Origin of the sequence: Luteococcus sp. Sow4_B9 (genome assembly GCF_052116585.1) — a bacterium.
In the GTDB taxonomy this organism is placed as follows: Bacteria; Actinomycetota; Actinomycetes; order Propionibacteriales; family Propionibacteriaceae; genus Luteococcus.
This window is the reverse complement of record NZ_JBQKKT010000020.1, coordinates 1-17436: the sequence shown is the minus strand read 5'-3', so window position 1 is coordinate 17436 and position 17436 is coordinate 1. Positions and strand designations below refer to the sequence as shown.

The following is a 17436-nucleotide window of genomic DNA, read 5'->3' as shown; positions in this document are numbered from 1 at the left end:
GCTTTCTGCATGCCCATCCGCAATGACCTGCGCAATGTCGCCATCGTGGCCCACGTCGACCACGGCAAGACGACCCTCGTCGACGCCATGCTCTGGCAGTCGGGCGCCTTCCGGGAAGGCTCGGACGTCAACAACCGGGTCATGGACTCCATGGACCTGGAGCGCGAGAAGGGCATCACCATCCTCGCCAAGAACACCGCCGTCCAGCACCACATGGACGACGGCACCGACCTGCTCATCAACATCATTGACACCCCCGGCCACGCCGACTTCGGCGGGGAGGTGGAACGCGGTCTGGAGATGGTGGACGGCGTCATCCTGCTCGTCGACTCCTCCGAGGGCCCGCTCCCGCAGACGCGTTTCGTCCTGCGCAAGGCCCTCGCCAAGGGTCTGCCGCTGATCGTGGTCATCAACAAGGTGGACCGCTCCGACGCCCGGATCAGCGCCGTCATCGACGAGACCTACGAGCTGTTCATGGACCTCGTGGACGACGAGGATGCCGATCAGCTGGACTTCCCCGTGGTCTTCGCCTCCGCCAAGGCCGGGCGGGCGTCCCTGAACCAGCCCGCCGACGGTGAGATGCCCGACTCGGAGACCCTGCAGCCCCTCTTCGAGACCATCGCGAAGACCATCCCGGCGCCCACCTACACCGAGGACGCCCCGCTCCAGGCATTGGTCACCAACCTCGACTCCTCGCCCTACCTGGGCCGTCTGGCCCTGTGCCGCATCAAGGAGGGCGTCATCAAGCGCGGCCAGTCCGTCGCCTGGATCCGCCGCGACGGCAGTGTGCAGAATGTCAAGCTGTCCGAGCTCCTGATGACCGACGCGCTGGAGCGCAAGCCCGTCGACGAGGCCGGCCCCGGCGACATCATCGCCATCGCCGGCATCCCGGAGATCACGATCGGCGAGACCATTGCCGACCCGAGCGATCCCAAGCCGCTGCCCCTGATCCACGTCGACGAGCCCAGCATCTCCATGACCATCGGCATCAACACCTCGCCGCTGGCCGGCAAGGTGGGCAAGCTGCTGACCGCCCGCGTGGTGAAGGCCCGTCTGGACCAGGAGCTGATCGGCAATGTGTCGATCACCGTCAAGGACACCGACCGCCCCGACACCTGGGAGGTGCAGGGCCGTGGCGAGCTGCAGCTGGCCGTGCTGGTGGAGATGATGCGCCGTGAGGGCTTCGAGCTGACCGTCGGCAAGCCCGAGGTGGTCACCAGCATGATCGACGGCAAGCTCCACGAGCCGTACGAGCGGCTGACCGTGGACTGCCCGGAGGAATTCGTCGGTTCCGTCAGCCAGATGATGGGGGTGCGCAAGGCCCGTCTGGAGCAGATGGTGAACCACGGCACCGGCTGGGTTCGTCTGGAGTTCGTGCTTCCCTCGCGTGGCCTGATCGGTTTCCGCACCGAATTTCTCACGGAGACGCGTGGCACCGGCATCATGAACCACGTCTTCGAGGGCCGTTTCCCCTGGGCGGGCGAGATGCGCAACCGCCCCACCGGTTCACTGGTGGCCGATCGCATGGGCTCTGTCACCTCCTACGCGCTGTTCAACCTGCAGGAGCGCGGCACGCTGTTCGTCGCACCCGGCGAGAAGGTCTATGAGGGCATGGTGGTGGGCGAGAACTCCCGCCCCGACGAGATGGACGTGAACCCCACCAAGGAGAAGCACCTCACCAATGTGCGTTCCGCCACGGGTGACGAGCTGGAGCGTCTCATCCCGCCGCGCCGGCTGAGCCTGGAGCAGTCGCTGGAGTACTGCGCCGAGGACGAGTGCCTCGAGGTGACCCCCAAGGACGTCCGCATCCGCAAGATCGCCCTGAGCCAGAATGAGCGTGCGAAGCTGCGCAACAAGACGAAGGCAGCCAATCTGGCGGCCAAGGGATGACCTCGGTCTGAAGATCGGCTGAACGGCTGGCCCTCGCTTCTGCGGGGGCCAGCCGTCTTTCACTGTGTGACACGAATCCCCAACGAGTCGGATGACCGTCATCATGGGAGACTGTCCGCGAGCTCTCATCGAAAGCTCATCGAACTCTCATCTGGGAACTGCAACCGAGGCCAGCCGAAGTGCGTACTGAGGGTAAGAAACTCACCACGGAGGGCAGTAGTCATGAGCAATGCGCACACCCGAGTCCTGGTCGCCACCGCGGCCGCGGCCAGCCTCATCGCAGGCTCCGGCCTCGCGGCGTTCGCGGCGCCGACGCCCGAACCCAGCCCCACGCCCAGCGTGACGGGGGCCAGCGTGACGGGGGCCAGCAGCCCCGAGACTTCCGCCACTCCGGAGGCCGCGGCGCAGGAGACCACCAGCCCGGCGGCTCCCACCGCCACGCCCACGACGGCGCCCACCACCGCCAGCGCTCCCGCCACGACGCAAGCGCCCGCCACAGTGGCCCCCTCCCCCGTTCGGGTGAGCGCCGCAACCACCGCGCCGACGACCACTCCGACGGCATCCACATCCGGTGCAGTCGCTTGGCTGGGCTCCACCGGCCCGACCGTCCGGACCATCCAGTACAACCTGTCCAAGCTCGGCCTGCTGACCAGTGCCGACATCACCAACACCTTCGATGCAAGGACGGAGGCTGCGGTCAAGAAGTTCCAGGCCGCCCGCGGCCGCGTCGCCAACGGCATCGTCGGCAAGTACGACTACTACCTGATCACCAAGTGGGGCGGCGCGGTCAAGACCACGACCACCACCACGACCACCACTGGTGCAGTGGCACAGGTGGGCAGCACCGGCGCCACCGTGCGCAGCATCCAGTACAACCTCTCCAAGCTCGGACTGATGAGCAGCGCCGACATCACCGGCTACTACGGGACCCGGACCGAGGCTGCGGTCAAGAAGTTCCAGGCCGCCCGCGGCCGCGTCGCCAACGGCATCGTCGGCAAGTACGACTACTACCTGATCACCAAGTGGGGCGGCGCGGTCAAGACCAGCCCTGCCGCCTCCAAGCTGGACTCGCGCTGCCGGACCGGGCGCGCCGTCTGCATCGACAAGGGCGACCGCAAGATGTACTGGGTGATCAATGGTCAGATCAAGGCCCAGTACGACGTGCGCACCGGACGGCCCGGTCTGGAGACCCGCTCCGGCGCCTTCAGCGTCTACCGCAAGCACCCGAACTGGTACTCCACGCTGTACCGCGTGTACATGCCCTACACCATGTTCTTCTCGGGCGGCCAAGCCATCCACTACTCCGCCGAGTTCGCCCGGATCGGCTATTCGGGCGCTGGCAGCCACGGATGCGTGAACATGCGCAGCATGTCCGACGCCAAGTGGCTCTACGAGCAGGTTCGGGTGGGTGACAAGGTGATCGTCACCGCCTGACAGTCACCACCTGGTCAACCTCCGTGGGCTTCCCCCGGACTCTGTGAGGGGCCTCACCACTTCACGTCGGTGGGGCCCCTCGGCGCTGTTCAGAGGGTGTCGAAGAGCCCCGGGACCGAGCGCACCCGCCCCACAGGCTGCCCGTGACCGAGCACCGGCTCCTCGGCCAGGGCGTCCAGGGCAGGTCCGCCAAGACCCAGGCGGGTCAGCAGGGCGTGAGCCACCGGGAACAGTCCGCGGGCGCTGCCGTCGTCGCTCTTGATCGCGATCCCCCGGCCGTCGGGAAGACCGATCGCCAGGCAACCCTCGGCGCCGATCTTGCACACCAGCCCGGGGACGGCGCGATGCAGTGTCAGTTCCTGACGTCGGGTCCCCGAGACCCACTCGGGATGGTTGCGATAGGCGTCTGCCACCACCTTGTACTCACCGTCATCGGCACCCGCCAGCCGACCGAAGGCATGGGCCAGGCCCTGCAGTGGCATCGCGAACAGCGGGGCTCCGCAGCCGTCGACCGTCTGGTGTGCGGCCGCACCACCCAATTCGATGATGCACGCCGCCACGGCCTGCTGCAGCGGGTGCCGCGGATCGAGATAGTCCTGGGTGGGCCAGCCTGCCCGCAGACAGGTGCGCAGCATGGCAGCGTGCTTGCCGGAACAGTTCATGGCCACCGGCTCCTTGCCATGGCCAGCCATGGTCCACTCGGCTCGTGCCTGCTCGTCCAACGGGTAGTCCGGGGTGCAGCCCAGGTCGTCCTCCGAGAGGCCCACCTCGGCCAGGATCCGCCGCGTGCCCTCCAGATGGAACTGCTCGCCCGAGTGGGATGCGCCGGCCAGCGCGGCCAGTTCACCAGACAGATCCAGACCGCTGCGCAGCATGGCGAGCAGCTGCATCGGCTTGTTGGCCGAACGCGGGTACAGCAGCGCCTCTGGATCACCGAGGGCAAAGGCCACCGTTGCGTCGGGTGCAGTCAACACCACACGACCGCGATGGACACACTCCAGGAAGTCGCCACGAATGACCTGCGCCAGTACCGGCGAACTCTGATTCTCCACGCCCCGATCCTAGAGGCCGCAGGTTCTCTCGTCGACGACGACGATCGCATGGAAAGCGGGCGTCGCCAGGCCCGTCACAGACGAGCCAACAGGACCGTCAGAGACGAGCCAACAGGACCGTCAGAGACGAGGACGAACGTGCAGGCCCACCTCGGGATCGACGAGGATCTCCTGGGACGCGCTGATCTCGCCGCACTGCAGCTCGGCGTCGGCGGGCACATTGCGCTTGACCAGGGCCAGGGCGATCGGCCCCAGTTCATGGTGACGTTGCGCGCCACCGACGAACCCCACCTGCCGATCGCCATGGACGACGGGACTGCCGGTCTCCGGCAGCGAGTCCATGGAACCGTCCAGGTGCAGCTGGACCAGACGCCGCGGAGGCCGACCCAGGGTGTGCACCCGGGCAACCGTCTCCTGCCCCCGGTAGCAGCCCTTGTCCAGGTGGGTCCCAATCAGCCCAATCTCGTTCGGGATGGTCTTGTGGTCAGTGTCGACGCCGATCCGCGGCACTCCTGCGGCGATGCGAAGCGCCTCGTGCGCCCAGACCCCGACAGGTTCACCGGCCACCAGCTGGCCGCGCGGCAGGAAGACCTCGCGGCCATCTGCCACCGCGCTGTGACGGCTGACCAGACCACCGTCGACCAACGCCGTGTTGCGACCGACCCACAAGACCTCGACATCCGGGCGCAGGCTGACCTCCACGCGCGTCATGAAGACCATCCGCTGCAGCCACCCCACCAGCTCCTCACCGCGTCCGGGCTCGGTCCAGGCCCAGAAGGTTGTGCCGTCGTCGACACCGTGCAGCACGTGCTCCACATGGCCATTGGGAGACAGGATCAGCGCCGTGGTGGCTTCACCGGGCCGCAGGCCCGTCAGGTGCTGACTGGTCAGAGAGTGCAACCAGCCAAGACGATCCGGGCCGGTGACCGTCAGCACCGGACGGTTGGACAGCCGCAGCACGCCGGAACCGGCCTCCATCGTGCGCTGTTCGCGCATCGGATCGCCGTGGTGCCAGACGAGTCCCTCGTCGGGCCCGGCCGTCACGAGAACCTCGGACATGTCGACTCCGTTCTGGTGGTCAGGATCTGCCTGGGGGAACTTCGGTCTGGCGAAAGGGTCAGGCCACGCGCTGCAGGCGAGCCCACAGGTAGGGCTGCAGCTGATGGTTGGTGGTGGCCCGATCAAAGGTCCACAACAGGTCACCCTCCACCTGGCCGTAGAGCCGCGAACCTCCGGTGTACTCCACGTCGGCATTCTCGGTGCGCATGACGGCGTCGGTCACCAGATCGATCCGAGCACCGTCAATGGTGCCCGTCCACACCTCGCTCCACCCCTCCGGCGCGCTGAGCACCACCTCAAGGTGCTTCTTGTCCTCGCTGGGGCGCCAGAAGCCGGTCTCCATGCTGATCGGCTCGATGGGGGTGCCCTGGGCATCCACCTTGTAGCTCTGGCAGATGTAGTGCAGGTAGGGACCACCGTTGGTCTCGAAGTCCACCTGCATGCCGTACTCGAACTCGCCATGGCCGGGCCAGGTGCCGTGCCCGTTCCCACGCCAACGGCCAATCATCCAGGCCAGGGGGAACAGGGCCGGGTTGAGGTCCTCGGGGATCTGGAAGGCCATCAGCTGTCTCGCTTCGTTCGTCGTGGTCGCCATCCGTCGGGCAGCAGCAGGGTGGCCAGGACTGCCAGGCATGCCACGCCGACGAGGGCGCAGGCAACCACCAGGATGATCATGTTGATGTAGGCCACCTACGCGAGTCTAACCAGCGGGCTGCGCCTTTTCTTCCCACCGATGTGCCGCCGACCCTCCGGACCGGTCAGACCCCGGGAGCTTGTGGTTATCCTCGGCCCATGCGTGTTGTGGTGCAGCGGGCCCTGGAGGGCCAGGTCAGCGTGGACGGCGACGTGGTGGGCCGGCTCCCCGGCCCTGGTCTGGTGCTCCTGGTGGGCATCACCCACACCGACGACGAGAGCGTGGTGCAGCGGATGGCCGAGAAGTTGTGGGGCCTGCGCATCCTGGACGACGAGAAGTCAGCCAGCGACATCGGCGCTCCCCTCCTGGTGGTCAGCCAGTTCACCCTCTACGCCAATTCGCGCAAGGGCAGGCGACCGTCGTGGAGCGCGGCCGCCCCGGGGCCGGTCAGCGAGCCCTTGGTCGACGCCTTCGTCGACTCCCTGCGCGCGCTGGGAGCGCCGGTGGAAACCGGCGTCTTCGGCGCGGACATGCAGGTCAGCCTGGTCAATGACGGGCCGGTCACCATTCTGCTGGACTCCGAGGAGCTCTTCGCACCCCGCACCTCGGCCTGACAGGAGCGCGGGAAGCCAGGACCCGTGGCTGGATCCTGGGTTCGCTCCTCAGGGATGGGGCGGCGCGGCGGGGCCGGGCTGGCGGGTGGCCAGGAAGCGGTAGCCGACATTGCGCACCGTGCCGATGTGACCGTCGTACTCGGGGCCCAGCTTGGCGCGTAGCCGCCGCACGTGCACGTCGACCGTGCGGGTGCCGCCATAGTAGTCGTAGCCCCAGACCTCACTGAGCAGGTGGTCACGGCTCAACACGCGCCCCGGATTGAGGGCAAAGTACTTCAGCAGCTCGAACTCGGTGTAGGTGAGCTCCAGGGGTTGCCCGCCCAGCATGACGGTGTAGGCGTCCTCATCGATGACGAGCGGACCACACCGCACGATGTGGCTCCCCGCGTTCTCCCTGCGCAGCAGGCGGATCCGCGCCTCGATCTCCCCCGGCTCCGCCGTGTCCAACACGAAGTCCGCAATGCCCCAGGAGGGGCCGAAGACGCCCAGCGCCTGGGCCGTGACCACCAGCAGCACCGGCGCCTGGCAGTCGTGCGCAGCCAGCTGGAGACACGCGTCGCGAGCCAAGGCCAGATCATCGCGACCATCCACCAGGACGACGTCCGTCGCCGCGGGAGGGGTCCAGCTGCCGGACGAGACCTGGACCAGGGCGTGGTCCAACAGCCCGAAGGCAGCCGGGAGGGAGTCGACGTCACCGGGTCCGACAACCGCCAGTGTGGCCATGCGTCCTCCTCATTCCGTGCGCCTGTCCGGGGCATTTCGCCCACGCCATCGTCCCACCCGATGCAAGCGTTACCGCCCCATGACTAGGATGATGGACATCATGAGCGGCGACTTCCCGGAGGAATGGTTCCGGCCAGAGCAGCCTGACCGCCCTGACCGGGGCGAAGGGACTGCAGATCCCGGCGCGGCCGAGGAACGCTGGACCGACCAGTTCAAGCCGGGCTATCGCCCCCACAACCGGGAGGAGACGGCCCGCGGCCAGTCGACGCCGCCGCCGGAACGGGACCACGCCGAGCCAACCCCGGGTCCCGTCTTCGAGGGTCCGGCCAGGCCTTCTTCCGCCTCACACTCCGTGGGTGTCGCGCCGAGCGTCGACATGATCGACGATGAGCCAAAGGAGCGCCAACACGGATTTCCGGTACTGATGCTCGCCGGAACCGCCGTCGTCGCCCTGGCCGTGGGATCCCTGGGCAGCCAGGCCTGGCGCCAGTACCGTGAGCAGCGGGTGGCACCACCGAGTGCGTCGACGGCCTCCTCCGTGGCCCCGGCCCCCACCGCCACGCCATGGGGAGGAGCGGTGAGCACCGTCAAGGCGACGGGGGTCATCGCCTCCTGCACCGCACCACCCCAGCCGGGCTATGACGGGACGATGATCCCAAGCGAAGCCTCCCGGGTGCTCGACGGAGATCGGAGCACCGGGTGGCGCTGTGACGGATCAGGCCTGACCCACACATTGGCCTTCACCTTTGCCCCCGGCACCAAGGTGGTGGGGGTCCGGCTCACGAATGGCTACACCAAGTCCGTCGACGGACTGGAGCTCTACCCGCAGTACCGGCGGATCAGCGAGGTCAGCTGGAGCTTCCCTGCGCTGGACAATGCCTATTTCGTCCAGGAGCTGGCAGACCTGCACCCGGCACTGCAGGAAATCCGCATCCCGGAGACGAATGCCGACGGTGGCATGCAACTGCAGATCACCGGCTCCACCCAGCCCGGCGAGACCCAGATCTCGCGCAATGCGGTGATCATCACCGAGGTGGAATTCCTGGTACGACGTTCCTGACAGTCGTGGCGGTCGACGTTCAGGAGCCGGGGTGTTGCCTGCGCAGGATGACGGTGTCCGCCTCCGGATCCACGTGGGCGGCCAGCAGCTCATCGGTGACCACCTCACGTCCCCGCTCCCAGCGCTGCGGCACGACGCCCCGCGGCCCGGCCGGATCGAATCGGTGGATCCCGCCGAATGCGGTGGCCAGCACGGTGCAGATGCCACCGGCCAGCGCCCATCCCCACGATGCCTCCTGCGTCGAGGAGGCCTGCATGATGCGCACTGCCGCGTAGGGGCCGGCGAGACCGCAGGCGAGCGCGACCCAGCGTCCGAGTGCCGACGGGGTGAGCAGATGGATCAGCGAGACGTCCTTGCGCCCGGTCCACTCCTGCTGCGCCTGCCGCCAGACGAGGAACTGGCCAAGGCACACCAGCAACAGCAGGACACTCGCCAGGTTCGCCAACATCGGCCACAGGCGCGCCGTGTCAGCCAGCCGCAGCAGTGTGCGCGACGTCATCGTGTTGCAGGCAAGACCCGCCAGAGCCACCACACAGGCCAGACCCAATTGCACGAGCAGCGGCGCCGTGCGCCGGGCCACTGCCGGCTGCGGGGCCACTGCCGGCAGCGGCTGGGCAGGCTCCCGCTCCGGACTGGTCATGTCACGAGCCTAGCCTGTCGGCTCCCTCCGGGACCCGACGCACCACCTCCGGTCTGGCTCGGGGAAGACGGCGCGGCTGCTGCACGGTAGCGTGATGGACGTGAACACTCCCATCAAGCGAACCGGTGCCCTGACGCCCGCCGAACGCGCTGCCGTCGAAGGACTGGTGGGCCGGGTGGCCAGCCACGACGGAGTCCAGCCCCTCAACGAGGTGGCCCGTTTCGCTCTGGCCGGGAAGGGTCACGCCGTGCACTGGCTGGCCCATCGGGACGGCCAGGTGATCGGCTATGCGCAGTGCTGCCCGCGAAGCCATTCGGCCCAGCTGCTGGTGGATCCGGACTTCCGTCGCCAGGGAATCGGCACGGCCCTGTCCCAGGCTGTGCTGGCCGTGGAGAAGACGCCGGTGTGGTGGGCCTTTGGCAATCTGGCAGGCGCGCAGGCACTCGCCGCGACGCTGGGCGCCAGTCTGCAACGCGAGCTGTTGATCATGGAACGCGACATGATGGCCTCGCCCGTCCAAGGACTGGCGGCTCCCGACGGGATCACGATCCGACGCTTCCGGGACTCGGATGCCGAGGCCCTCGTCGAGGTGAACGGGGAGGCCTTCGCCAGCCACCCGGAACAGGGTGCGCTGAGCCTGGCCGACTTCCGGATGAGGGCCGCGGAGGCGTGGTTCGATCCCGACGGCATCCTCGTCGCCATCGACGACGAGTCCGGTGCCCTGCTGGGTTTCCACTGGACCAAGACCGAACACAGCGACCCCCAGCACCCCGACGAACTGGTCGGCGAGGTCTACGTGATCGGGGTCTCCCCCGATGCCTCTGGCCGCGGGATCGGGCGGGCGCTGCTCGATGCCGGACTGGCCCACCTCACCGAAAAGGGTGTGCGGCGCGTTTGCCTCTATGTGGAGGCGAGCTCTGCCAGAGTGGTCCGGATGTATGAGGCCGCCAGTTTCAAGGTCATCACCCGAGACGCCAGCTACGCCTGCTGAGGAGCACCGTTGAACGCCGAGATGGACACCACCCCCACCGCGGAGCAGACCACCGAGCTGCCCCCCAATCGCTACGCCGACCGGGAAATGAGCTGGCTGGCCTTCAACAACCGGGTCCTCGACCTGTCCAAGGACTCGCTGCGCATCCCGCTGCTGGAGCGCGCCAAGTTCCTGGCCATCTTCTCGTCGAACCTGGACGAGTTCTTCATGGTGCGCGTCGCCGGCCTGAAGCGCCGCATCGATGCCGGCGTGGCCGTCCCCAGCGTCACCGGTCAGATGCCGCGCGATCTGCACGACTCGATCCTGGCCCGCACCCAGGAGCTGGTCTCCGAGCAGGCCCGGGTCTTCTCGGAGGAAGTGCGCCCCGAATTGGCGAGCAATGGCATCGTCATCCTGACCTGGGACGAGTTGAGCGCCGACGAGAAGGACCAGATGCGCATGCTGTTCAGCGAACGCATCTTCCCGATCCTCACCCCGCTGGCCGTCGACCCGAGCCACCCCTTCCCCTACATCAGCGGGCTGTCCATCAACCTGGCCGTGCTGCTGAAGAATCCGCTGACCGGCGCCCGCCAGTTTGCCCGGGTCAAGGTGCCGACCGTGCTGAGCCGTTTCATCGAGCTGGGCAATGGCCGCTTCCTGCCGCTGGAGGAGATCATCAGCCGGCACCTGGACCAGCTCTTCAGCGGCATGCAGGTACTGGAGCACACCACCTTCCGCGTCACCCGCAATGAAGACCTGGAAGTGGAGGAGGACGACGCCGAGAACCTCCTGTTCGCGCTGGAGAAGGAACTGCTGCGCCGCAAGGTGGGACGCCCCCCGGTGCGCCTCGAGGTGCAGGACGACATCGACGACACGATGCTCGAGCTGTTGATGAGCGAGCTCGACGTGCGGGAGAAGGAGGTCTTCCGCCTGCCCGCGCCGCTCGACCTGACCGGACTGTTCAGTCTGGCGGGAGTGGACCGCGACGATCTCAAGTACCCCAATTTCCTGCCGATCACGCACCCGGACCTGGCCGAGGTGGAGACGGCCAAGCCCGCGGACATGTTCGCCGCGCTCAAGAAGCGGGAGGTGCTCCTGCACCACCCGTACGACTCCTTCGCCACCAGCGTCCAGCGTTTCGTGGAGCAGGCCGCAGCCGATCCCAAGGTGCTGGCGATCAAGCAGACCTTGTATCGCACCAGCGGTGACTCGCCGATCGTGGACGCCCTGATCGAGGCTGCACTGGCCGGCAAGCAGGTGCTGGCCGTGGTGGAGATCAAGGCCCGCTTCGACGAGCAGAACAACATCGCCTGGGCCCGCAAGCTGGAGAAGTACGGCGTCCACGTGGTCTACGGAATGGTTGGCCTCAAGACCCACTGCAAGCTGTGCATGGTGGTTCGCGATGACGGCGACGGCCTGCGCCGCTATGCACACATCGGCACCGGCAACTACAACCCCAAGACCGCGCGGATGTACGAGGACATGGGGCTGCTCACGTCCAATCCGATCATCACCGATGACGTCGCTCGTCTGTTCAACCACCTGTCCGGCATGACACAGGAGACGAACTACCGCCGTCTGCTGGTCGCCCCGCACAGCATCCGCAGGGGACTCATCGAGCAGATCGAGAACGAGATCGCCAACAAGCGGGCGGGCAAGCCCGCCGGCGTCAAGATCAAGGTCAACTCCTTGGTGGACGAGAAGGTCACCGACGCCCTGTACCGGGCGAGTCAGGCCGGTGTTCCGGTGGACCTGTGGGTGCGCGGCATCTGCACCATCAAGCCGGGCATTCCCGGCCTCAGCGAGAACATCCGGGTGCGCTCGGTGCTGGGCCGTTTCCTGGAGCACTCCCGCATCTTCTGGTTCGCCAATGACGGGCACCCGGCCGTCGGGATCGGCTCGGCGGACCTGATGCACCGCAACCTGGACCGACGGGTGGAGGTGGTGGTCAGCCTCACCAACCGTCGCCACATCCAGGAGGTGGAGGCCATGTTCGAGACGGCCTTCGACGAGGGAACCGTCTCCTGGCAGCTGGTCGATGACCAGTGGACCCCCCACACCACGGACGAGCACGGCCAGCCGCTGGTGGACCTGCAGGAACAGGCAGTGCTGCAGACGCGCCAGCGTCGCCACTGAACCGGCCGCAGGTCACGCCCCACGCGGCGATCGGGAAGGATGGATGGTTTCACAGGACATGGGTGTCGGCAATGGGTAGCAAGGGAAGGATCACCGCTGCAGGAGCCGTCGTACTGCGCGGCGAGGGTGACCGACGCGAGGTGCTGGTGGTGCGCCGGTCCACGCACAAGGACTGGTCGCTGCCCAAGGGCAAGCCGAAGACCGACGAGGACCTGCCCGCCACCGCAGTGCGCGAGGTGCACGAGGAGACCGGGGTACGCATCCACCTGGGCCTGCCCGTGGGCCAGACCCGCTATGACGTGGGCAAGCAGCGCAAGGTGGTCAGCTGGTGGATGGGCATCGTCGAACACGAACGCCGCCGCCAGCCCAACAAGGAGGTGGAGAAGGCCGTCTGGATGCCACTGGACAAGGCGTTGGAGAAGCTCAGCTATCCCAATGAGGCGGAGATCCTCACCCGGGCGCTGGAGCTCGAATCAGCCGGCACCCTGCTGGTCGTGCGGCACGGCAAGGCGATGCTGCGCAAACACTGGACCGGCAGCGATGCCCGCCGACCATTGTCCAGACGGGGACGCAAGCAGGCCCGCCAGATCCGTGGACTGCTCGCCGCCTATGGCACCAGCGAACTGCTCTCGTCGACGTCCACCCGCTGCATGCAGACCCTGATCCCCTTCGCCCTCGAGCGCAACCTCCCCGTGGTGGGAATCTCGCTCCTCAGCGAGGAAGAGGCCGAAGGACATGGCTCAGAGGTTCAACAACTCATGGCTGCCACCAGGCGACGGATTGCTGCCGAGGGAACAACCGTGGCGGTCTGTGGCCACCGGCCCGTGCTGCCCGACATGCGTCAAGGGCTTGAGGTCCCTGACAAGGCCATGCTGGTCGGGGAGGTGCTGGTGGTACACCTCGACCCCGAGGGCCATCCCTTGACCGTGGAGAACCACAAGTGCATCGCCTGACGTCGGAGCGCCAGAAAGATCAGCAGACGAACAAAACGCGTTAACCGTCCGTTCATCGTCGATCGCCCCTTCGTACACATACCGGGTCTAGCGTCGCAGCAGCGTGCCCATTCGGGCACCGTCGGGTCCCACAGCCCGACACATCATTGCTTACCCCCGGAAGGGACCAACCCGTGAACAAGATGCGTCCGTTTGCAGCGATTGGTGTCAGCCTTGCGCTGGCCTTCACCGGCTGTGCCGCCAATGAGGGCACCGATGCCGGCTCCGACAACGCCTCCGCCTCGTCCCTCTCGGGCACGATCACTGGCACCGGCGCCTCCTCGATGAAGGTCGCCCAGGAGAACTGGGTGTCCGCCTTCCAGCAGGCCAACACCGGCGTGACCATCAACTACTCGCCCGAGGGCTCCGGCGCTGGCCGTGAGGCCTTCATCGGCGGCGGCACCGACTTCGCCGGCTCCGACCGTGCCTTCAAGGACGAGGAGAACGTCGCGGGCAAGTTCGGCAACTGCACCGCCGACTCGATCGCCTACGACCTGCCGCTGTACATCTCCCCCATCGCCGTGATCTTCAACGTCGAGGGTGTCGACAAGCTGCAGCTGGACGCCGCCACCACCGCCGGCATCTTCAAGGGCGACATCAAGAAGTGGAACGATCCCAAGATCGCCAAGCTGAACCCCGACGCCAAGCTGCCCAACGCGAACATCACCGCCGTGCACCGTTCGGATGACTCGGGCACCACTGAGAACTTCACCGACTACCTGAACAAGGTTGCCCCCAGCGTGTGGGACAAGAAGGCCGACGGCGAGTGGCAGTACAAGGGCGGCGAGGCCGCCAAGGGCACCTCCGGTGTCGTGGCCGCCGTCCAGAACGGCGTGAACACCATCGGTTACGCCGACGCTTCGCAGGCCGGCTCGCTGAAGGTCGCCGAGATCGGCGAGGGCGGCAAGTACTCCGGCCCCACCGAGGAGGCCGCCGCCAAGGTCGTCGAGAACTCGCCGCAGGTCGAGGGTCGTCACGAGCACGACCTGGCCCTGAAGCTCGACCGCAAGGCCGAGGGCTACCCGATCGTCCTGGTCAGCTACGTCATGCTCTGCCAAGACTACAAGGACGACAAGAAGGCTGAGCTGGTCAAGGCCTACGCCACCTACATGGCGTCCGAGGAGGGCCAGAAGAAGGCCCAGGAGACCGCCGGCGCTGCCCCGCTCTCCGCTGCCCTGTCGGAAAAGGTGAAGGCTTCCATCGATTCGGTGAAGTGATTCCCTGAGCACCAAAGCGCACACCCCCGAGATCTCTCGGGGGTGTGCGCTGCCCGGAGAGTCCCTAGAATCCACCCCAGGTAGGTCAGGAGCAAGCATGTCCCACACCCCAGAGGACCAGCCGGCCGGCACAGCTGAGCCGAAGCGGTCCGCCGCCGAACTCTTCCAGTCCCGCAAGCGCGTGGGCGAGGCCATTTTCAAGGGTCTGTCCACCGGTTCGGGCGCATTCATCCTCGTCATTCTGGCCGCCGTTGCGACCTTCCTCGTTGTGCAGTCGATCCCGGCCCTCACTGCCAATGTCGAGAAACTCCCGTACGGCAACTTCTGGAAGTACGTTGCCCCCTTCGCCTTCGGCACCGTCTGGTCTGCCTTCCTGGCCATGCTGATGGCCGTGCCGGTCGCGATCGGCATCGCCCTGTTCATCTCGCACTACGCACCGCGCAAGCTCGCGGCCGGTCTGGGTTATGTCATCGACCTGCTGGCTGCAGTCCCGTCGGTGGTCTACGGCCTGTGGGGCATCAATGTCCTCGCGCCGATGGTGCGAGAGCCGCTGTACCTGTGGCTGAACAAGAACTTGGGCTTCATTCCGCTCTTCTCCGGCCCGGTCTCCGGCACCGGCCGCACCATCCTCACGGCCTCGATCGTCCTCGCCGTGATGGTCCTGCCGATCATCACCGCCCTGACCCGTGAGGTCTTCCTCCAGACCCCGCGCCTGCACAAGGAAGCCTCGCTGGCCCTCGGTGCAACGAAGTGGGAAATGATCCGTCAGGCCGTCCTGCCCTTCGGCATGCCCGGCATCATCTCGGCCAGCATGCTCGGCCTCGGCCGCGCCCTCGGTGAGACCATGGCCGTTGCCATGGTGCTCTCGCCCGCGAGCGTCATCTCCTTCGCGTTGCTGACCCCGCAGAACCCCAACACGATCGCCTCGAACATTGCGCTGGCCTTCCCCGAGGCCTACGGCCTGGGCACCAACCAGCTGATCGCCACGGGGCTGGTGCTGTTCATCATCACCCTGATCGTGAACATGATCGCCCGCTGGATCATCTCCAGCCGCTCGGAATTCTCGGGAGCCAACTGATGTCGACTGCAACCACCAACGCTGAGGTCCAGACCTCGCGCCGCATGACTGCCGGTCAGCTGCCTGCCAACGCGACGTGGGGAGTGCTGGCTGCCTCCCTGGCCGTCGGCGCCCTTCTGGTCACCCTGCTGGGCTCGTTCAGCTACACCGGCACCGTCCTGCTGGGCGGCCTGGTCTTCCTGATCACCATGTTCGCGCTCTCGATGTCCGTCGAGGGGATCCGCAAGGCCAAGGATCGTCTGGCCACGCACCTGGTCACCGGCGCCTTCCTGCTGGCCCTGGTGCCGCTGGTCAGCCTGGTCATCTCCACCATCGGCAAGGGCCTCGCTCGTCTGGACGCCCAGTTCTTCACCTACTCCATGCGCAATGTCGTCGGTGAGGGTGGCGGCGCCATCCACGCCATTTACGGCACGCTCATCGTGACGGGCCTGGCCGCTCTGATCTCGCTGCCAATCGGCATCTTCACCGCCATCTACCTGGTGGAGTACGGTTACGGGCGCCGACTGGCTCGCTCGATCACCTTCTTCGTCGACGTCATGACCGGCATCCCCTCGATCGTGGCCGGCCTGTTCACCTACGCCCTGATCGCCCTGATCGTCGGACCCGGCACCAAGATGGGCCTGGCAGGAGCCATCGCCCTGTCCGTGCTGATGATCCCCACCGTCGTCCGTTCCACCGAGGAGATGCTGCGACTGGTCCCCAATGACCTGCGTGAGTCCTCCTACGCCCTGGGCGTGCCGAAGTGGAAGACCATCTCCAAGATCGTGCTGCCCACCTCGATCGCCGGCATCATCACCGGCGCCATCCTGGCCGTCGCGCGAGTCATTGGTGAGACCGCTCCTCTGCTCGTGACCGCTGGCCTGACCGCCAGCATGAACACCAACCCGGTGGAGGGCCCGATGACCACCCTGCCCGTCTACGTGTACTACCAGTACATGACCCCGGGCATCCCGCAGGAACCCTTCTACGACCGCGCCTGGACCGGCGCTCTGACCCTGGTGGCGATCGTCATGGTGCTGAACCTCATCGGCCGCCTGCTCGCCTGGAAGTTCGCCCCCAAGGGCAATCGCTGACCCGTCGCAACAAGAAAGCAACACATGTCCAAGCGCATTGAAACCAAGGATCTCAACATCTACTACGGCAAGTTCCACGCCGTGCAGAATGTCAACATGACGATCGAGCCCCGCTCGGTCACGGCCTTCATCGGCTCGTCGGGTTGCGGCAAGTCCACCGTGCTGCGTTGCCTCAACCGCATGCACGAGGTCATCCCCGGTGCCTACGCCGAGGGCGAGGTGCTGCTCGACGGCACCAACCTGTACGACAAGCGCATCGACCCGGTGCGTGTCCGTCGTCAGGTGGGCATGGTCTTCCAGAAGGCCAACCCCTTCCCGACCATGTCCATCCGTGAGAACGTGCTGGCTGGTCTGCGCCTCAACAACGCCCGCGTGTCCAAGGCCGAGGCCGACGAGACCGTCGAGCGCGCCCTCAAGGGTGCGAACCTGTGGAATGAGGTCAAGGACCGTCTGGACCGTCCCGGCTCCGGCCTCTCGGGTGGTCAGCAGCAGCGTCTGTGCATTGCCCGCGCCACCGCCGTGCGTCCCGACGTGCTGCTGATGGACGAGCCCTGCTCGGCTCTAGACCCGATCTCCACCCTGGCCATCGAGGACCTGATCAAGGAGCTGCGCGAAGAGTACACGATCGTGATCGTGACCCACAACATGCAGCAGGCCGCGCGTGTCTCCGACACCACCGCCTTCTTCAACCTGGAGGCCCAGGGCAAGCCCGGCCGTCTGGTGGAGATGGGCCCGACCGACAAGATCTTCTCCAACCCGGACGAGAAGGCCACCGAGGACTACATCACCGGTCGCTTCGGATGATCCACCGCCCCTTCCGTGGGCAACCAGGACGGGGGCCCCGCCCCCCCCGGGGGGGGGGGC

General features: G+C 66.8%; 17 protein-coding genes. 11 read left to right on the top strand and 6 right to left on the bottom strand.

The window, feature by feature from the left end:
• Positions 1 to 9 precede the first annotated feature (9 nt).
• Both typA and ACTQ49_RS11605 read left to right on the top strand, forming a co-directional pair.
• Positions 10 to 1890, top strand: a complete 1881-nt coding sequence (gene typA, locus ACTQ49_RS11610) for a translational GTPase TypA (RefSeq protein ID WP_441828001.1) — start codon at positions 10 to 12, stop codon at positions 1888 to 1890.
• A 222-nt stretch (positions 1891 to 2112) separates the two neighbouring features.
• On the top strand, positions 2113 to 3324 hold the full coding sequence (locus ACTQ49_RS11605) for a L,D-transpeptidase family protein (protein ID WP_441828000.1): 1212 nt from the start codon (positions 2113 to 2115) through the stop codon (positions 3322 to 3324).
• A gap of 89 nt (positions 3325 to 3413) precedes the next feature.
• Here the strand turns inward: ACTQ49_RS11605 and ACTQ49_RS11600 are convergent, their stop codons facing one another.
• The 4 genes from ACTQ49_RS11600 to ACTQ49_RS11585 form a co-directional block, all read right to left on the bottom strand.
• Positions 3414 to 4376 (bottom strand): asparaginase, encoded by a 963-nt coding sequence (locus tag ACTQ49_RS11600; protein ID WP_441827999.1) that lies wholly within the window; start codon positions 4374 to 4376, stop codon positions 3414 to 3416.
• 120 nt (positions 4377 to 4496) lie between these two features.
• Positions 4497 to 5435 carry a CAF17-like 4Fe-4S cluster assembly/insertion protein YgfZ gene (ygfZ, locus tag ACTQ49_RS11595; RefSeq protein WP_441827998.1) on the bottom strand — a complete coding sequence of 313 codons (939 nt, stop codon included), beginning with the start codon at positions 5433 to 5435 and terminating at the stop codon, positions 4497 to 4499.
• A 58-nt stretch (positions 5436 to 5493) separates the two neighbouring features.
• A complete protein-coding gene (locus tag ACTQ49_RS11590; RefSeq protein WP_441827997.1) occupies positions 5494 to 5997 on the bottom strand; it encodes an FABP family protein in 504 nt (167 codons plus the stop codon).
• On the bottom strand, positions 5997 to 6125 hold the full coding sequence (locus ACTQ49_RS11585) for a hypothetical protein (RefSeq protein ID WP_441827996.1): 129 nt from the start codon (positions 6123 to 6125) through the stop codon (positions 5997 to 5999). Before ACTQ49_RS11585 ends, ACTQ49_RS11590 begins: the two co-directional genes overlap by 1 nt.
• Positions 6126 to 6227: 102 nt before the next feature.
• Between ACTQ49_RS11585 and dtd the strand changes: the two genes are divergently transcribed.
• Positions 6228 to 6683, top strand: a complete 456-nt coding sequence (gene dtd, locus ACTQ49_RS11580) for a D-aminoacyl-tRNA deacylase (protein ID WP_441827995.1) — start codon at positions 6228 to 6230, stop codon at positions 6681 to 6683.
• A 48-nt stretch (positions 6684 to 6731) separates the two neighbouring features.
• Here the strand turns inward: dtd and ACTQ49_RS11575 are convergent, their stop codons facing one another.
• The gene (locus ACTQ49_RS11575) at positions 6732 to 7406 is read right to left on the bottom strand and encodes a winged helix-turn-helix transcriptional regulator (protein ID WP_441827994.1); all 675 of its coding nucleotides are present in this window, start codon (positions 7404 to 7406) and stop codon (positions 6732 to 6734) included.
• 100 nt (positions 7407 to 7506) lie between these two features.
• Here ACTQ49_RS11575 and ACTQ49_RS11570 point away from each other — a divergent pair, with 100 nt between their 5' ends.
• Complete coding sequence (locus tag ACTQ49_RS11570) at positions 7507 to 8466, top strand: hypothetical protein (protein WP_441827993.1); 960 nt, start codon at positions 7507 to 7509, stop codon at positions 8464 to 8466.
• Positions 8467 to 8485: 19 nt separating this feature from the next.
• Here the strand turns inward: ACTQ49_RS11570 and ACTQ49_RS11565 are convergent, their stop codons facing one another.
• Positions 8486 to 9106: a hypothetical protein gene (locus tag ACTQ49_RS11565; RefSeq protein WP_441827992.1), complete on the bottom strand. Its 621-nt coding sequence runs from the start codon at positions 9104 to 9106 to the stop codon at positions 8486 to 8488.
• A gap of 100 nt (positions 9107 to 9206) precedes the next feature.
• Here ACTQ49_RS11565 and mshD point away from each other — a divergent pair, with 100 nt between their 5' ends.
• From mshD to pstB, 7 genes are all read left to right on the top strand, one after another.
• Positions 9207 to 10097, top strand: coding sequence for a mycothiol synthase (gene mshD, locus ACTQ49_RS11560; RefSeq protein WP_441827991.1), 891 nt, complete (start codon positions 9207 to 9209; stop codon positions 10095 to 10097).
• Between the two features lie 21 nt (positions 10098 to 10118).
• Positions 10119 to 12212, top strand: a complete 2094-nt coding sequence (locus tag ACTQ49_RS11555; protein WP_441828035.1) for an RNA degradosome polyphosphate kinase — start codon at positions 10119 to 10121, stop codon at positions 12210 to 12212.
• A gap of 71 nt (positions 12213 to 12283) precedes the next feature.
• Positions 12284 to 13165, top strand: coding sequence for an NUDIX hydrolase (locus tag ACTQ49_RS11550; protein ID WP_441827990.1), 882 nt, complete (start codon positions 12284 to 12286; stop codon positions 13163 to 13165).
• 182 nt (positions 13166 to 13347) lie between these two features.
• Positions 13348 to 14421: a phosphate ABC transporter substrate-binding protein PstS gene (pstS, locus tag ACTQ49_RS11545; protein WP_441828034.1), complete on the top strand. Its 1074-nt coding sequence runs from the start codon at positions 13348 to 13350 to the stop codon at positions 14419 to 14421.
• A gap of 97 nt (positions 14422 to 14518) precedes the next feature.
• Positions 14519 to 15499 (top strand): phosphate ABC transporter permease subunit PstC, encoded by a 981-nt coding sequence (gene pstC / locus ACTQ49_RS11540; RefSeq protein WP_441827989.1) that lies wholly within the window; start codon positions 14519 to 14521, stop codon positions 15497 to 15499.
• Positions 15499 to 16572 (top strand): phosphate ABC transporter permease PstA, encoded by a 1074-nt coding sequence (gene pstA / locus ACTQ49_RS11535; protein WP_441827988.1) that lies wholly within the window; start codon positions 15499 to 15501, stop codon positions 16570 to 16572. The genes pstC and pstA overlap by 1 nt, the downstream gene beginning before the upstream one ends.
• A gap of 24 nt (positions 16573 to 16596) precedes the next feature.
• Positions 16597 to 17376 (top strand): phosphate ABC transporter ATP-binding protein PstB, encoded by a 780-nt coding sequence (gene pstB, locus ACTQ49_RS11530; protein WP_441827987.1) that lies wholly within the window; start codon positions 16597 to 16599, stop codon positions 17374 to 17376.
• The last annotated feature ends 60 nt before the right edge of the window (positions 17377 to 17436 follow it).

What these genes read in the sequence shown, in the direction of transcription:
- ACTQ49_RS11605 (WP_441828000.1), top strand. Translation starts at nt 2,113, where the DNA reads ATGAGCAATGCGCACACCCGAGTCCTGGTCGCCACCGCGGCCGCGGCC.
- ACTQ49_RS11575 (WP_441827994.1), bottom strand. Translation starts at nt 7,406, where the DNA reads ATGGCCACACTGGCGGTTGTCGGACCCGGTGACGTCGACTCCCTCCCG.
- ACTQ49_RS11555 (WP_441828035.1), top strand. Translation starts at nt 10,119, where the DNA reads ATGGACACCACCCCCACCGCGGAGCAGACCACCGAGCTGCCCCCCAAT.
- pstC (WP_441827989.1), top strand. Translation starts at nt 14,519, where the DNA reads ATGTCCCACACCCCAGAGGACCAGCCGGCCGGCACAGCTGAGCCGAAG.
- ACTQ49_RS11590 (WP_441827997.1), bottom strand. Translation starts at nt 5,997, where the DNA reads ATGGCCTTCCAGATCCCCGAGGACCTCAACCCGGCCCTGTTCCCCCTG.
- ACTQ49_RS11550 (WP_441827990.1), top strand. Translation starts at nt 12,284, where the DNA reads ATGGGTAGCAAGGGAAGGATCACCGCTGCAGGAGCCGTCGTACTGCGC.
- pstS (WP_441828034.1), top strand. Translation starts at nt 13,348, where the DNA reads ATGCGTCCGTTTGCAGCGATTGGTGTCAGCCTTGCGCTGGCCTTCACC.
- ACTQ49_RS11570 (WP_441827993.1), top strand. Translation starts at nt 7,507, where the DNA reads ATGAGCGGCGACTTCCCGGAGGAATGGTTCCGGCCAGAGCAGCCTGAC.
- ygfZ (WP_441827998.1), bottom strand. Translation starts at nt 5,435, where the DNA reads ATGTCCGAGGTTCTCGTGACGGCCGGGCCCGACGAGGGACTCGTCTGG.
- ACTQ49_RS11565 (WP_441827992.1), bottom strand. Translation starts at nt 9,106, where the DNA reads ATGACCAGTCCGGAGCGGGAGCCTGCCCAGCCGCTGCCGGCAGTGGCC.
- dtd (WP_441827995.1), top strand. Translation starts at nt 6,228, where the DNA reads ATGCGTGTTGTGGTGCAGCGGGCCCTGGAGGGCCAGGTCAGCGTGGAC.
- pstA (WP_441827988.1), top strand. Translation starts at nt 15,499, where the DNA reads ATGTCGACTGCAACCACCAACGCTGAGGTCCAGACCTCGCGCCGCATG.
- pstB (WP_441827987.1), top strand. Translation starts at nt 16,597, where the DNA reads ATGTCCAAGCGCATTGAAACCAAGGATCTCAACATCTACTACGGCAAG.
- typA (WP_441828001.1), top strand. Translation starts at nt 10, where the DNA reads ATGCCCATCCGCAATGACCTGCGCAATGTCGCCATCGTGGCCCACGTC.